14 protein-coding genes are annotated in these 15,929 nt (G+C 41.8%); 1 reads left to right on the forward strand and 13 read right to left on the reverse strand.

What is annotated here, in order from left to right; all coding sequences use genetic code 11:
• Nucleotides 1–53 precede the first annotated feature (53 nt).
• The 9 genes from SORDD25_RS02555 to SORDD25_RS02595 form a co-directional block, all read right to left on the reverse strand.
• Complete coding sequence (locus SORDD25_RS02555) at nucleotides 54–551, reverse strand: GNAT family N-acetyltransferase (RefSeq protein WP_061852507.1); 498 nt, start codon at nucleotides 549–551, stop codon at nucleotides 54–56.
• On the reverse strand, nucleotides 548–1,015 hold the full coding sequence (locus SORDD25_RS02560; protein WP_061852508.1) for a GNAT family N-acetyltransferase: 468 nt from the start codon (nucleotides 1,013–1,015) through the stop codon (nucleotides 548–550). Before SORDD25_RS02560 ends, SORDD25_RS02555 begins: the two co-directional genes overlap by 4 nt.
• 9 nt (nucleotides 1,016–1,024) lie before the next feature.
• Complete coding sequence (murC, locus tag SORDD25_RS02565; RefSeq protein WP_061852509.1) at nucleotides 1,025–2,359, reverse strand: UDP-N-acetylmuramate--L-alanine ligase; 1,335 nt, start codon at nucleotides 2,357–2,359, stop codon at nucleotides 1,025–1,027.
• A gap of 11 nt (nucleotides 2,360–2,370) precedes the next feature.
• Nucleotides 2,371–2,982 (reverse strand): divisome accessory protein ZapJ, encoded by a 612-nt coding sequence (gene zapJ / locus SORDD25_RS02570; RefSeq protein ID WP_061852510.1) that lies wholly within the window; start codon nucleotides 2,980–2,982, stop codon nucleotides 2,371–2,373.
• A gap of 47 nt (nucleotides 2,983–3,029) precedes the next feature.
• On the reverse strand, nucleotides 3,030–6,125 hold the full coding sequence (locus SORDD25_RS02575) for a pilus expression-regulating Snf2 family helicase (RefSeq protein ID WP_061852511.1): 3,096 nt from the start codon (nucleotides 6,123–6,125) through the stop codon (nucleotides 3,030–3,032).
• 92 nt (nucleotides 6,126–6,217) lie between these two features.
• Entirely contained in the window at nucleotides 6,218–7,384 is a 1,167-nt protein-coding gene (locus SORDD25_RS02580) for a MalY/PatB family protein (protein WP_061852512.1), read from the reverse strand.
• Between the two features lie 7 nt (nucleotides 7,385–7,391).
• Nucleotides 7,392–8,486, reverse strand: a complete 1,095-nt coding sequence (locus SORDD25_RS02585) for a cystathionine gamma-synthase (protein ID WP_061852513.1) — start codon at nucleotides 8,484–8,486, stop codon at nucleotides 7,392–7,394.
• Nucleotides 8,487–8,631: 145 nt separating this feature from the next.
• On the reverse strand, nucleotides 8,632–10,590 hold the full coding sequence (locus SORDD25_RS02590; RefSeq protein WP_061852514.1) for a peptide ABC transporter substrate-binding protein: 1,959 nt from the start codon (nucleotides 10,588–10,590) through the stop codon (nucleotides 8,632–8,634).
• Nucleotides 10,591–10,793: 203 nt separating this feature from the next.
• A complete protein-coding gene (locus SORDD25_RS02595) occupies nucleotides 10,794–12,416 on the reverse strand; it encodes a putative polysaccharide biosynthesis protein (RefSeq protein ID WP_061852651.1) in 1,623 nt (540 codons plus the stop codon).
• 105 nt (nucleotides 12,417–12,521) lie between these two features.
• Between SORDD25_RS02595 and SORDD25_RS02600 the strand changes: the two genes are divergently transcribed.
• Complete coding sequence (locus SORDD25_RS02600; RefSeq protein WP_061852515.1) at nucleotides 12,522–13,967, forward strand: UDP-N-acetylmuramoyl-L-alanyl-D-glutamate--L-lysine ligase; 1,446 nt, start codon at nucleotides 12,522–12,524, stop codon at nucleotides 13,965–13,967.
• Nucleotides 13,968–14,003: 36 nt separating this feature from the next.
• Here SORDD25_RS02600 and SORDD25_RS02605 read toward each other — a convergent pair whose 3' ends face one another.
• The 4 genes from SORDD25_RS02605 to SORDD25_RS02620 all read right to left on the reverse strand — a co-directional run bounded on the left by SORDD25_RS02605 (nucleotide 14,004) and on the right by SORDD25_RS02620 (nucleotide 15,901).
• Complete coding sequence (locus tag SORDD25_RS02605; RefSeq protein WP_000051179.1) at nucleotides 14,004–14,204, reverse strand: CsbD family protein; 201 nt, start codon at nucleotides 14,202–14,204, stop codon at nucleotides 14,004–14,006.
• A gap of 101 nt (nucleotides 14,205–14,305) precedes the next feature.
• A complete protein-coding gene (locus SORDD25_RS02610) occupies nucleotides 14,306–14,956 on the reverse strand; it encodes a DUF1803 domain-containing protein (RefSeq protein ID WP_061852516.1) in 651 nt (216 codons plus the stop codon).
• The gene (locus SORDD25_RS02615; protein WP_061852517.1) at nucleotides 14,940–15,452 is read right to left on the reverse strand and encodes a YiiX/YebB-like N1pC/P60 family cysteine hydrolase; all 513 of its coding nucleotides are present in this window, start codon (nucleotides 15,450–15,452) and stop codon (nucleotides 14,940–14,942) included. The genes SORDD25_RS02610 and SORDD25_RS02615 overlap by 17 nt, the downstream gene beginning before the upstream one ends.
• Before the next feature lie 122 nt (nucleotides 15,453–15,574).
• A complete protein-coding gene (locus tag SORDD25_RS02620) occupies nucleotides 15,575–15,901 on the reverse strand; it encodes a DUF2568 domain-containing protein (protein WP_000985025.1) in 327 nt (108 codons plus the stop codon).
• Between the last annotated feature and the right edge of the window lie 28 nt (nucleotides 15,902–15,929).

Genomic DNA, 15,929 nt, shown 5'->3' on the forward strand with positions numbered 1-15,929 from the left:
TATATCTTAAAAGTCGCAGAAAAGCAACCAACTAGGGCGTTCCCTAGCTAGTTTTATTTATTATTCGGTTGCCAGACCATATCGTACCATGTTTCCCCAGCAAAGTTTGACTGGGATATTCCTTCATTAACAAAGCCATGTTTTTCATAATAGGCGATAAGGTAGTCATGACACGTCAGGTTAATGCCCTCTCGTTCATGTTCTAAAGCGACTTCTTTCAGAGCCTTTAATAGTCTTTTCCCAACTCCCAAAGCTTGTGCTTCCTTGGCAATAGATAGGCAAGTCACAGAAATATAACCTCCAGGTTTATGGCTATAGTCTTTTATTTCTTCTGTAAAGGACTGATCAAGGAGATGGCGGTGCGGGACGACTGGACCTTCGATATAACCAAGAATATGCCCCTCTTTTTCAGCTACGAGAAAACTGGTCTGAATTTCCTGCAAATGCGCCTCAAAGACCGAACGAGGAATGGCTTCTTCAAGGGAAAAATTCTCTAGCTCTATCTCTATAATCCGATCTAAATCCGAAAATCTTGCTTGTCTGATTTTCATATTTCCTCCTGATAAAAGGGATTTTCCCAAATCAGATACCATTCAGAACCACTGCCATAATGACTTTCTGTCATTTCTTCTTCAACAAAGCCATTCATTTCAAAATATGATAGCAACTCATCAGGACTTTGCAAAAGAATACCTTGATAATCTAGTTCGACTGTCACCTGTTTCAAGGCTGCAAGAAGAAGAGTTCCCAGACCCTGTCCCCAATGGTCAGGATGAATAGTCAATGATTTTATTTCTAACCATTTGGGATGAATAGACTCAGCTTCTCCTAAAACATAGCCTAGGAGCTGATTTTCATCCCCAGCTACAAGAAAGGTACCCGCAGTCTTGCGGATACTCTCTTCTAAGGATTGGTGGCTAAATGCCTCTTCTGACGAAGGATTGGCTTCTTTAATCGCCAACATTTCTTCTAAATCTGATAAGGTAGCTTGCCTTATAGTGATTGGAATTTCCATCTGTTTTCCTTATTGGACGTTGCTTGTCAAGTTAGACAAAAGACGTTCAAATGAATATTCATAGGTTTGGATGTCTCCAGCACCCATAAAGACGTAAACAGCATTGTCATGGTCTAGGAGTGGAGAAACATTTTCAACAGTGATAACTTGGTGTTTCTTGTTGATTTTATTGGCTAAGTCTTCTACTTTGACATCACCATGGTCTACCTCACGAGCTGATCCATAAATTTGTGCTAGGTAGACGGCGTCTGCTTGATTCAATGCATGGGCAAATTCGTCCAACAAGGCAATGGTTCTTGTAAAGGTATGCGGTTGGAAGATTGCCACGATTTCCTTGCTTGGGTATTTTTGACGAGCCGCATCCAAGGTTGCAATGATTTCTGTTGGATGGTGGGCAAAGTCATCAATGATCACTGTATCATTGACAATTTTTTCAGTGAAACGACGCTTAACACCTGCAAAAGTTTTTAAGTGTTCACGGACCAAGTTCAAATCAAATCCAGCTGTGTAAAGAAGACCAATAACAGCTGTCGCATTCATAATATTGTGACGACCAAAGGTTGGAATGTGGAATTGACCCAACTCTTGACCACGGAAATGAACGGTGAATGTCGAACCAGTCGTAGAACGAAGAAGATCGCTAGCTACAAAGTCATTGCCCTCAGCTTCAAACCCATAGTAATAGATTGGCGCATTGGCTGTGATCTTACGCAACTCAGGATCTTCACCATATACAAACAAACCTTTGGTAATTTGTTTGGCATAGTCGTTAAAGGCATTGAAAACATCCTCTAGACTTGTAAAGTAGTCTGGATGGTCAAAGTCAATGTTGGTGATGATAGAGTATTCTGGGTGGTAAGGCATGAAATGGCGCTCATATTCGTCTGATTCAAAGACAAAATATTTGGCATTGGCTGAGCCGCGACCTGTCCCGTCACCAATCAAGAAGCTGGTGTCTGTGATGTGAGACAAGACGTGTGACAGCATACCTGTTGTTGAAGTTTTTCCATGTGCTCCTGCCACTCCCATGCTGACAAAGTCGCGTATAAAGCTACCTAGGAATTCATGGTAACGTTTGTAGCTGATACCATTTTGATCTGCATAGGCGATTTCAACGTTGTTATCTGGACGGAAGGCGTTTCCCGCGATAATCTCCACATCACCTTGTAGGTTCTTTTCATCAAAAGGAAGAATCGCAATCCCTGCCTGCTCTAGTCCACGTTGAGTAAAGTAATATTTTTCAACGTCTGAACCTTGAACCTTGTGTCCCATTTGGTGCAACATCAAGGCTAGGGCACTCATCCCTGATCCCTTGATTCCAATAAAATGATATGTTTTTGACATGCTTTTCTCCCCTACTCAGTAATTCTTGTCAGATTCAACTCTTGGGCAACCTGACGTTCCTGTTCTGTTTGCTTATTCTTTTTATTATAAATCTGGCTCTTCTTCAGAAAATCATAGTTGTTCTTTTTAGCTTTTCCAGCTTGATTTTCTAAAGTCGGAGTCGCTACTTGTCCAGCTTCTTCAGCTAAAATATAGTGGGACTGGCTCAAGTTTTTGCTAAATTTAGCAAACTCACCAGGATTTTCCTTTTGAAATGGTGCTGTTGGTTGGTTTCCTTGACGAACAAGTGTTGAACCATTGTGTCGTCTAGTATGACTAACATCCTGAGTCAAATACTTGGCTGAGCGTTTCTTCTTCAAGTCCGCACGCGCCTCTTCTCGAGCCAACTCTGCATAAGTCTTTTCAACTTTTTTAGGTTCTGGGCTTGGCTTTGACTCCTTATTAACCACTGGAGAAACTACGGTTTCTTCCTCATTGATAGGAGACCATTCCAAATAGTTCTTATCGCGGTAATCACCTTTGATATTGCTAATAAAGTCTGACTCATCGTACAAGTCCATGACTGGCATTTTGGTCAGCATGATCTCATCATCTGACACCAATGGAAATCGATCTTGTTTCATTTTGTATTTCCTTTCAACACTTCATTATAGCGTATTGTCTTGATTTTTCAAGTGCTGGCTTCAGAAATTCCCAAAATTTCACGAATTTCTGCCAGACTGAGACTCGCACGCGACTCCGTACCATCTAAAACTTGGGAAACCAAATGTTTCTTTTGTTCTTGAAGTTCTTGGATTTTTTCTTCAATGGTCCCCTTGGTAATCAAACGATAGACCTCGACCATCTGCTCCTGCCCCATGCGGTGGGCTCGTCCGATAGCCTGGGCTTCGACAGCCGGATTCCACCAGAGATCAACCAAAATAACTGTATCAGCTCCCGTTAGATTGAGACCAACACCACCCGCCTTAAGGGAGATGAGAAAGGCATCTCTTTCCCCTTGGTTAAAGGCCTTGGTCATCTCCTGTCTGTCATGAGCAGGAGTTGAACCTGTGATTTTGAAGGAGGTCAAGCCCAAGTCTGGGAGTTCTTGCTCGATTTTTTCCAACATTCCTTTGAACTGGGAGAAAATCAAGACCCGATGCCCACCATCAGCCACTTGTAGCAATAAATCTCGAAGACTATCCAATTTACCACTAGCTCCTTGGTAATCGTCCATGAAGAGAGCTGGCGTATCGCAGATCTGGCGCAAACGCATGAGTCCAGATAAGATTTCTACCCGACTTCTCTGGAATTCTTGATCTGTCACTTGCGCTAGGCGGTCTCGCATCTGTTGCAACTGGGCTAGATAGATAGCCTTCTGTTGGTCTTCCAGTTCATTTTTATAGACGACTTCGATCAGATCAGGCAGTTCTGTAAGAACTTCTTCTTTCTTACGCCTCATGACGAAAGGCTTGATAAACTGCGCGACTCGGTCAGCCGGTAATTTCATAAACTCCTTTTTACTTGGTAAGAGTCCTGGAAGCACAATTTGAAAGATAGACCACAACTCTCCTAAATGGTTTTCGATAGGCGTACCTGACAAAGCAAAGACTGCCGGCACCACAAACTGGCGCAAACTCTGAGCAATCTTGGTGTGAGCATTTTTCATGACCTGGGCCTCATCTAAAAAGAGAAAATCAAAGGACATCTCTTGATAGAACTCGCTATCTTGACGAAAGCTCGCATAGCTAGTCACATAGATTTGGTGATTTTCAGAAAGAATTGCTTCTCGATTCGCTTTCAAACCATGAACGACAGCCAAATCCAACTGTGGGGCAAATTTCCTGAATTCATCTGCCCAGTTGTAGATTAAACCTGACGGCGCTAAAATCAAGACCCGACTGTCTTCTGTCACCTGACTGGTCAAAAAAGCGATGGTTTGCAATGTTTTTCCCAGTCCCATATCATCTGCCAGAATGCCACCAAAGCCATAGTGATGAAGCATCTGGAGCCAACGGACTCCCTTTTCCTGATAGTCTCTCAAACTCGCCTGCACCCGTATATCTCCCAAAGGAAAGTCCTCTGGATGGGTCAAATCATGAGCTAAATGCTGAAATTCTTCCGAGAAGGAAATCCTGTCTCGACCTTCAAACAACTGAGACAAACTGTAAGCTAGGGATTTCCGAGCCTGAAAAGAACCATCTTTTAGCTCAACCCCCAGTTCCTGCAAATTTTGACGAATCTGCTTGGTTTCCTCATCAAAAAAGTACACTTGGTCAGAAGAACTGATATAGAAATCCTGATTGCTGGTCAGGGCTTTAAGAGCTTGATCAATCTCTTCTTGGGCAATCCCTTGGAAATCAAACTGGATCTCCAACAGTCCTCCCTTGGACTCAATCTGAACCTGAGGAGCTTGGACACTGTAGAGCTGATTTATCTCATCAGACAAGAAAACTTGACCCAATTTCTCAAAAGCTGGAATCGTATGGTGAAAGAAAGAATAAACTGCCTCTGGCTTCAAAGCCTGTCTCCAAGACTGAAAATCAGCCTCAAAACCAGCCCCTAAACAGACTTGAAATAGTTGGTTTTCCAAGACAGCATCGCTTGAAAATGGTAATTGTTCCAGCTGTTGACGACTAGTCACCTTAACATCTCCATAGTCAAACTGGATATCCAAGCGGATGCGGCCGTCATCCTCCCTATCAAAGTAAAAGATTGGTGAAAAGGGTCTGATTTGCAAGCGCTCAGGAGCAGAAACTGTTCCTAGCTGTCCAAACAAAGGCAGACAGGCGGCTAGGCGGTCACGATCACTGTTGTCAAACTGGAGGCATTTTCTCCCTCTTTCCTCCTGAGGAAGCTCCTTGATTTCCTTTAGTAGGCTGATTTGTTTAGGATTTAAGAGATAAAGATTCCCCTTACGAAATAGAACTGCTCCCCCATAGAATACGTTGACTCGCTCACTTTCAGAAATCTCCATCTCAAAATAATCGGGATACTCCTGCACGGAAAAAGAGAACAGTTCTGCATCTGGATCTAAATCATGAAAGAGAAGATTTTCATAACTTGTAATCTGGTGTTCAAAATGAAAATCCTCCAAGTTCATCAGCAACTCCACTCCCTGTTCAAAAAAGGTCAGAGGAAAAAAGAGGTGACGACCTTGATTGGGGAAAAAGAGGTCTTGACTCAGTCCCTCCTCAATTAAGCCACATAAAAAAGTAAGAACTTCTTGACTAGCTGTATCAAAAGCATCCCAAGACAAGTCATTTTCATAGTGCTTCCCAATCATATACGGCTTTCGATGGACCAAAACCTTCAAAAAGAGAGGGATGTCACGAATGACATAATATTTTTGACTATCAACTAAACCGATTCGGAGAGTCCAAAGGAAACGATTGGTCCCAGCTTCCACCTGACCTTGAGCCGACAAAGTGTAGATTTTTTCTCGCTTCTGAGGTTGGATCCGCTCCAAAAAACTACCACCAAAACCAACCTTGGTTTCGACCTCTTCTTGCTCTTCATGTCCTTTTTCTAAGGCTTGTAAAATCACTTGGCCTTCTTCATCATTTTTCAGATAATGCTCGAACGCTGCTAGGTGAACACAGTAACCTCTTTTTTGGAAAAAATCGCAAGCACAAAAAACCAGATCATCCTCTAAACTGTAGCGCAAGTCTTCTCCCGCCACACGAGTATAGAAGCGATTCCCTTTTTCCTTGATAATCTCAATGTTGCCCGTTTCATAGAGAGTAACACCCTCCATGCGCAACTTTCCCGGAATCAATTTAGCCATAGTTACCCCTTTATCTTATCTTTTCATTATACCACATTTTCCCCTATGAAAATAGCCTTCTAGGAAGACTTTTCTCCTAGAAGGCTGGATTTTTAAAGTGTAGCAAAAGTGGTCACGATGCGTTGGCAAACCTCTTCCAGTACTGACTTCGGCATAGCTACATTAAGGCGGGCATGAAGGGATCCCTCCTCCCCAAAGTCCAAACCTCGGTTCAAGATGACCTTGACTTCATGCTTCAAAAGCTCTTGCAAGCGGTCATCCGTTAGGTCATAGGCTGAAAAATCAAGCCAGATCAAGTAGGTACCTTGTGGTTTCATGACCTTAATCTTGGTTTCGTTGCCCAAGACATCCACTACATAGTTAATATGGTTCTCGATGACTTCTTTTAGTTCTCCTAACCATTCCTTACCATAACGGTAGGCAGCTTCTGTCGCCAAATACCCCAAGCCTGAGATTTCATGCTGGTTATTGGCCAACTGGCGTTTTTGAAAAGCAACACGAAGCTTTGGATTTTCAATAACTGCATAGGAATTTTTAGTTCCAGCAATGTTGAAGGTCTTAGTGGCACTGCTCAAGATAAGGGCAAAGTCTTTAAAGGAGGGATCAATGGTGTTGAATGACTGGTGTTTGTGACCAAAGAGGGCCAAATCTTGGTGAATCTCATCTGAAACCAACAAAACACCATGTTTTTGGCAAAGCTGTCCGATTTTCTCCAGTACTTCTTTTTCCCAAACACGTCCACCAGGATTGTGGGGATTGCAAAGAATATAAAGCTTCACATCCTCTTCCACCAATTCCTTCTCCAGCTGGTCAAAGTCAATCTCAAACAACCCGTCCTTTTCCACCAAAGAATTGGTAATCAATCTGCGATTGTTCAGTTTGACACTGCGGGCAAAAGGTGGATAGACCGGTGTGTTAATCAGAACAGCCTCTCCTTCTTTTGTAAAGGCTTGAATAGCTGTTGAAATAGCTGGTACCACTCCCTCTATAAAGACGAGGGCATCCTTGTCAAAGCGATAGCCGTGTTGTGTGGCTTCCCAGTCCTGAACCGATTCAATCAAATCATCACTAGCATAAGTATAGCCATAGACCAACTGATCTGCGTAGGCTTGTACAGCTTGTCGAACCTCAGGCAAAACCACAAAGTCCATATCTGCTATCCAGGCTGGTAGAACTTCGCGATCAGCTTCTGATTCTTTCCATTTATAGGTATGGTGCCCAAAACGATTGGGCAGGCTTGTAAAATCATATTTTCCCATATCTATCTTATCCTTCCAAAGCTTGGCGCAAGTCCGCAATCAAATCTCTAGCATCTTCAATCCCAATTGACAAGCGCAAGAGGTCATCTGTTAATCCATAGGAATGACGCACTTCTGCCGGAATATCCGCATGGGTTTGAGTCGTCGGATAGGTGATCAGACTCTCCACCCCACCCAAACTTTCCGCAAAAGAGAATACTTTCAAGTTATTTAAAATATGAGGAATACGTTTTTCATCCACTACTTTAAAGGAAATCATACCTCCACGTCCTGTATAGAGCACTTCCCTGACAGCAGGTGAATCCTTCAAAAAGGCAACCACTTCTTGGGCATTAGCTGTAGAACGCTCCATACGAAGAGGTAGAGTTTTAAGACCACGAATCAACTGATAACTATCAAATGGTGACAAGACCGCACCAGTCGTATTCAAATTGTAGAAAAGTTGCTCATATAGTTCTAAACTATTAGTCACAACTACCCCAGCCAAGACATCATTGTGGCCTGCAAGATACTTGGTGGCTGAATGGAGAACGATATCCGCACCGTCTTCAATCGGGCGTTGGTAAATCGGACTGTAGAAGGTATTGTCCACCACTACCTTGGCACCCTTGGCATGAGCTAGTTTGGCTAGTTTGGCAATATCAAATTCCAACATCAAGGGATTGGTTGGTGTTTCGATATAGAGAACATCCACATCTTTCTCTAACTCAGCAATCAGCTCTTCTTCTGTATTGGCATAGGTAAAATGGAACCGGCCTTCTTGCTCCACTTGGTTGAACCAACGGAAAGAACCCCCATACAGATCGCGCACAGCCAAGACTTTACTTCCTACTGGAAAGACACTAAAGGCCAGTACAATCGCAGCCATACCTGAGCTTGTCGCTAGGGCATAGTCTGCTGACTCAATAGCCCCCAAGACCTCCTCCGCCTTACTGCGAGTTGGGTTTTTAGTACGGGTATAGTCAAATCCCGTAGACTGACCGAACTCCGGATGCTGATAAGTTGTTGAAAAATGAAGCGGCGTCACCAAGGCACCTGTTGCCTTATCTGACTTGATTCCCGCCTGGGCCAAAATCGTGTTGATGTGTAGTTCTTTGCTCATACAATACCTCCAAATCTATAGTAACTATTGTACCACTTATTTTCACTAACTCATTTTCTTGTTTTCAAGAGCTAGTTATAGTTTCAAACTATATAAAAACGATAGTTCCTTTAGAAACTATCGTTTTTCCTGTTGAATAGACTGGTTATTTAACGTGTTGTGCCAGTTCTTCTTGGGCTTTTTTGTTTGATTCTTCTTTTTCTTTCTGCCATTTTTCTTTAGCTTTTTCATACTCATCAGTCGTTACAGTCTTATCTTGTAACTTGAGATATTTGTATGATTCGACACCCTTATTTCCTGCTTGTGAGAATGGAGCTGAGAATGGAACTGTCTTTCTCAAGCCAGGTGTTCCACCTTGAGAAACGTTTGGAATTGCAAGGGCGCTATCAACTAGCCAAGCTTGAATTTCAGCATATTTTTCATAACGTTTTGCTGGGTCTTGCTCTTTATTAGCTTCTTCCAACATTTGAGTATAGGTATCAAGTCCTACTGCCTTAGCCTTGTCATTGACCTCACCTGGTTCTAGACCAAGGTTTTGCAACATACCACCGTTATTGACATTTAGGATATCTAGATAACTTGATGGATCCAAGTAGTCAGCACTCCAACCGCCATTATAGATATCAAAGTCTTTTTGAGCTGCGGTTTGAGCGAGGTAGCTAGAATTATCGTAGCCATCTGTTGATAACTGTTGGATATCAATAACCACATTCTCAGCTCCTAGAACAGATTCGATGGATTGTTTCAAAGAGCTTGCTTCAAGTACGCCTTTTTTAGCTGATTGGTCCACAGATACATCCAAGTGGATTGGGAATTGCACACCCTTAGCTTCCAATTCTTTCTTAGCTTCTGCAAATTTAGCTTTAGCCTTGTCAGGATTGTAGTATGGGTCTTGCGCATCTGCAAAGTTGATTCCTTGCCATTCTTGGCCATAGTTGACCATCTTTTCTGAAACAACATCGCCAAAGTCTTTTCCGTTGATACTTACAAATGTTGGAGGTACAACCAAGTTACGAATAATCTTTGTTGCTCCATCTTCCCCTTGAGATTGAGCTCCATAGGCTGTACGGTTGTAAGCATAGTTGAAGGCTTGACGGAAGTTTTTATTCAGAACTGCTTCTTGGGTAGATTTCTTTTCGATATCTGAGGATTTAGACGTGAAGTTATAAGATTTTCTGTCCAAGTTGAAGTTCAAGTAATAAGAAGTTGCATTTTGCATACTATAGATGATGTTATCCTTGTTCTTCTCTTTAATTCCTTCAAAGCTTGAGCTATTTGGATAGAGACGTGCGTAGCTGTAGACTCCTTCTACGAAGTTACGAGCTAGGGCATCCTGGTCACTACCGTCATAGTAAGTCAATTTCACATCATCCACAAAGACATTTTTAGCGTCCCAGTAATTTGGATTTTTCTTGTATTCGATAACAGATTTTGAAACAAAAGATTTCATCAAGAAAGGTCCACTATACAAAATGCTAGATGGATCTACCTTACCAAAATCATCCCCTTTTGATTTCAGGAAGTCTGCATTGACAGGGAAGAGAATGGTTGAAGTTGTTTTAGAATTCCAATAAGGTTCTGGACGTGTCAAAGTGTACTGAACTGTTTGGTCGTCAATTGCTTTAACACCGACAGTTGAAAAGTCAGTTGTTTTCCCGTTGATATAGTCATCCAAACCTGCTACAGAGTCTTGAACCAGGTACAAGGCTTCGGATTTTTTATCAGCAGCGTATTTCAAACCTGTCACAAAGTCTTGAGCCGTTACAGGGGCATATTCTTCACCCTCATAAGTATACCATTTTGCATCCTTACGCAATTTGTAGGTATAGGTCAAACCGTCCTGAGAAACAGTCCAATCTTCTGCCAATGATGGAACATAGTTACCATATTGGTCATTTTCCATCAACCCATCCACCAAATTGGTCACGATGTCGTTGGTTGTTGCGCGGTTTTCTGCGAGATAGTTCAAACTGGATGGATCGCTCGAATAAACATAGTTATATGTTTTAGTAGCGCTACTTGAATTTCCACATGCGCTCAGTAGAATACCAGCGCTTAACACGACACTTGCAAGTGTCAGATACTTGGCCTTAGACTTTTTCATTTCCAGAACCTCCTGTTTAAAAGTTTTGTCTTATTATACAGCTTTGGTTTTATTTAGTCAAGTAATTTCTGAAGAAAAACTTAAAAAAGCATATTTTTTGCTCTTAATTTTAGAAAAAGTTCTCTTTTTTTTAAGAAAAATGTAGAATAAAAACCTTTCTGTTAAAGAAAGGTTAAATTTATTACTTTTATTTATAAATCTTTTTACGAGATTTTCAATCGTGTACGTAGTCTGTCTGCTTGAGCTTTGCCGATTATCTTGTCTAAGAGTCGAGTTCGTAGGCTCATCAAACCATAAAGACCTCCTCCAAGCCCTCCGATGAGAGCCACATAAAGGAAACTCCAGAAACGTCCACTTGGTTGGAAGACAAAACCGAGTAGCCACTGCAAGAAGCCAACTAGGATAAACATGACGAGGGTCAAGATGGTAATCAAAATGGTTCGCTTCAATATAATCTTTCGACGAGCACCTGTTACCTGGCAGATGTCTCGGTACATCAAGACATTTGGAATAATCAAGCCGATAGTCGTTGAAATCAAAGGACCGTAACTATGGAAAATAGCAATGGTTGGCAATTGCAAGACGATCTTAGCAATGGAACCATAGATAAAGTAAAGAACTGCCTTGCGGTTTTGGAACATGGCCTGAAGCATAGGAGACAAGACCATATACAAGCCTAGGATAGTAGACTGCAAAACTGCAAAGACAAACAAGCCCATGGCCAGACTATCTGGCTTACCGTAAAAGACTGTATAAAGAGGCTCCCCTACCATGACCACTCCAACCGTTGCCGGCAGTAGAAATAAGAAAAGCATGGTGAGGCTATCTTGGACTAGGCGAGCCGCTGCCTGCAAGTCACCTTTTACATAGTTTTCCGTCAACAATGGCAAGCCGACACTCCCAATTGAAACCCCCACAGAGATTAAAATCATAGTAATTTTATTAGGATTGGCTGAAAAATAAGAAAACATGACAACCAAGTCTTCATTGCTGTAGTTGGTAAACCACTTCATGCTATTGATAAAGGTCATCTGGTCTAAAATCTGGAAGAGCTGGATAGCTGATCCTGTCAGGATAAAGGGAATGGCTTCCTTGATGGTATCGACTAAGAGTCGCTTACTATTAATCTTATCCCGCGTTTCAAAGACTCTCTTAAGCAAACCTTCTTGGGCAAGGAAATAAATCAAAACTGCAAAACTTGCCACCATCCCTACAAAGGCCGCAAAGGTTGACTGGGTGACTGCTGATAAATAGTCACCAGAACCCATCTTCATAATGAAGAAGGTTGCCATCAACATCCAGATAACACGAATCACCTGCTCAGCGATTTGACTCATGGCATAAGGTTTCAGGTTGTTCATCCCTTGGAAGAAGCCCCGGATGACACTCATAGATGGGAAAATCAAGACCGCCCAAGCCAAACTCTGCATGATAGGGATCAAATCTTGCCCCACACCCGATAAATCAGCTAACCACGGAGAAAAGAGATACAAGACCAAGGCAAAAACTAAACCAAGCCATGTCATAAAACCTAGGAAACTCCGAATCAAGGCAAAACTGTGCTCTTCTTCTCGCATGGTATTATACTTGGCTACCTGCTTTGCAACCGCAACTGGGATACCTGCTGTCGAAATCAGCAAAAACCAAGCATAGATATTATACCCCATGGTGAAAAGACCATTTGCTTTCGCAGCATAAGTGCCCATCCAGATATACCAAGGAATAATGTAGATAGCCCCAAGCAGGCGACTAATAAAGTTACTAGCGGTTAGCCAAGCAGTCCCTCGTAACATCTGGGCTTGCTGGTGATTGTTTTCGTTAGACATAGCTTCCTCATTCATTTTTTATCACTAGGAAAAGTTCCTCATCTTCCATTATAAACTTTTCCTTGTTACTTGTAAATTTCGGACTTTCGGTTTACAATAGAAAGTATGATAAAGATTGAAACCGTATTAGACATTTTAAAGAAAGATGGTCTCTTTCGTGAGATTATCAACCAAGGACATTACCACTATAACTACAGTGAGGTCGTTTTTGATAGCATTTGCTACGATAGCCGAAAAGCCAAAGAAAACAGCCTCTTTTTTGTCAAAGGCGCTACCTTCAAAAAAGACTTTCTCCTGTCAGCCATCTCACAAGGATTAGCTTGGTATGTCGCAGAAAAGGACTACGAAGTCGGTATCCCCGTCATCATTGTGAACGATATCAAAAAAGCCATGAGTTTGATTGCTATGGAATTTTATGGCAATCCACAAGAAAGACTCAAAATTCTCGCTTTCACAGGGACAAAAGGAAAGACAACAGCTGCTTACTTTGCTTACCACATCCTATCTCAACGCTACCCAACAGCTCTCTTGTCAACTATGAACACAACTTTGGATGGTGAGACCTTCTTTAAATCTTCCTTCTCAACACCTGAAAATATCGATCTTTTCGACATGATGGCCCAGGCTGTTCAGAATGGTCGAACCCATCTTGTAATGGAAGTCTCTAGCCAAGCCTATCTTGTTCATCGAGTATATGGTCTGACCTTTGATGTAGGTGTCTTTCTTAACATCACTCCTGACCATATTGGTCCGATTGAGCATCCTAGCTTTGAAGACTACTTCTACCACAAACGTCTCTTGATGGAAAATAGCCGAGCAGTTGTCATCAATAGCGACATGGACCACTTTTCTGTATTGAAAGAACAAGTAGAAGATCAAGAACATGACTTCTATGGTAGCCAGTCAAGTAACCAAATCGAGAATTCCAAAGCCTTTAGCTTTTCAGCTACAGGTAAACTCACTGGTGATTATGATATCCAACTCATCGGCCACTTCAATCAAGAAAACGCTGTTGCTGCTGGACTTGCCTGCCTTCGTCTCGGAGCCAGTCTGGAGGACATCAAAAAAGGAATTTCTGCAACCCGGGTCCCTGGACGTATGGAAGTCCTCACACAGAAAAATGGAGCTAAGGTCTTCATCGACTATGCCCACAACGGGGACAGTCTGAAAAAACTCATCAATGTAGTTGAAACTCATCAAACTGGAAAAATCGCTCTGGTTCTCGGTTCGACTGGAAACAAGGGGGAGAGTCGTCGCAAAGACTTTGGTCTCCTCCTCAATCAACATCCTGAGATTCAAGTCTTTCTCACAGCTGATGACCCCAACTATGAAGATCCAATGGCGATTGCAGAGGAAATCAGTAGCTATATCAACCATCCTGTTGAAAAGATTGCCGATCGCGAACAAGCCATCCAAGCGGCAATGGCCATCACAGACCAAGAACTCGATGCTGTCATTATCGCTGGTAAAGGTGCTGATTGCTACCAGATTGTCAATGGAGTGAAAGAATCCTACCCTGGTGACGCAGCTGTCGCAGAACGTTACTTATAAAATCAAAAAATCAAGGGAAAACTTCCCTTGATTTTTTTAGTCTTCTTTCTTAAATGAGTTTTTAAGACCTTCAACGGCACCTTCTACAGCACCTTTAGCATCTTCAACAACTTCTTTTGCTTTCGCAACTGTTTTTTCTACAGTACCTTCTGCTTCTGTCTTGCTATCGCCAGTAACTTTACCAAATCCTTCTTTGATAGCACCAGTTGCTTGATCCAATTTATTTTCAAGTGACATAGCTCTGTCTCCTTTGCTTTTAATACGATAAACGTTATCGCTTACATTCAGTTTATGCTTATTCTTTAGTAAAGTCAAACAATCTGCTCAAAAGCAAGCAATTAAGGTAAATAGAAAGTCAACCGTTCCTTGTCGAAATCAACAGCCAACTCATACTTCCCTTCTTCGTTTTGCACAACATAGTCTAAAACGACTAAACTATCCACAAAGATATCACGGCGTTTCTGCATCAGCTGGTCCTTTTTGAGAAACTTCAGTAAAAAAGTCGTCATATACTTGAGGGCGTACTCAGGATTAACATCTCCTAAAATGGCATAGAGTTCCTGCTGTTTTTCTGTCAAAGGATATTGATTCTTGACCTTGTAGAAATAGTTAGACAGGGTCATTTTTGTTCGCCCAAAGTCAGTCTTTTCAACTAAGATAGCTGCATTGGTTTGATTGCACAATTCCGTCTCAAAAGTTTTCTCCAGCAAGCCCTGATAGACTGTACTGTCCTTTCTGACAAAAATTTCTTGGTCAAGGGCCAGACTGTCTATTGATTCTAGAAAAGGGAGATTGAGAAAATAGCGTTTGTTTTCCCTTAGGATCAAACCTGCCTTTATATACTCTTCCATGAGTTTATCAACTGCCGCATCTGGAAACTGAGCTTTGATTTCTCGCAGAATCACATCGTCATGCTGGTCCAGATAGTCAACCAAATCTATAAAAAATGGCTTTCGAGTCAAACGGGAGGGATTAAAAATCTGAATCATGAAGATTCCTTTCTTTACATTCTAATAGAGGGGATGCTGCTAGTTGACTAGGATTAGTCCCCGGTTGATTCAGAGGCACTGGAAGTTCGAGTTTCCTGTAGTATTCTCTCCAAAAATCACTAATCTCCTGCTCCCCATCACCAAATTTCATGGAAATAGTTTTAAAAATCGGTAGGATTTCAGCGATGTACTGAGAGCAGTAAAAGCCAGACCCATCTGGATAAAAAGAGGCATTATAGGGTGCACCTAAATGTTTGCTAGCTCTCTCCTTTACCAAGTCAATTTCCAGCTCTGGATAGACATAAAGATCGTAGAGATGAGTCAGTTCAAAAAATTCAGCCGGTTCTTGACAAATGACCCCTGCTTGCCCACTAGCATGGTAGATGAAACCGTCCAAAAAGATGGCTACATGACTATAGTTCCCTGTAGAAGCCTGGATGGCCTGCCCCATATCTGAAAGGTCCTTCACAAAAATCAAATCACCATTTTCTAACATCTTTCTCTCCTAGAAAAAAAGGAGCCGAAACCCCTTTAGCTATATGGAAAACACTGTTTTCTCGTATCAATCTCCAGTCAAATAATTACCATTTAAATAATTCATTAACTATATTATAAGAATCACTCTAGCTGAAAATAATAAAGCAGACCCAAACTTCCAAAAGACAGAGCTAAGTAGAGGATTCCTATTTGCAATCCATACAAATGCCAAAAACTACCACTAACTAAAATAAAAATCGATGTCTCAGCAACGAGGCGATGCCATTTTTTAAAAGCATGTGGAGATTTTGGTGCCATATATCGTGCCCAAAATAAGATTAATAGAACTGCTAGAAGAAAAAATAGGAATTTTTCCAGCCAAGAAATTTGTATCACAGACACGGAGAAAAGACCAAGGATTGCCACAACCTCAACCAAAAAGCGCAGTCCTTCAATCAATCGCATCATGCTATCACCTTCTATAAATAGTCAAATT

Source organism: Streptococcus oralis, assembly GCF_001579525.1.
GTDB classification, from domain to species: domain Bacteria; phylum Bacillota; class Bacilli; order Lactobacillales; family Streptococcaceae; genus Streptococcus; species Streptococcus oralis_M.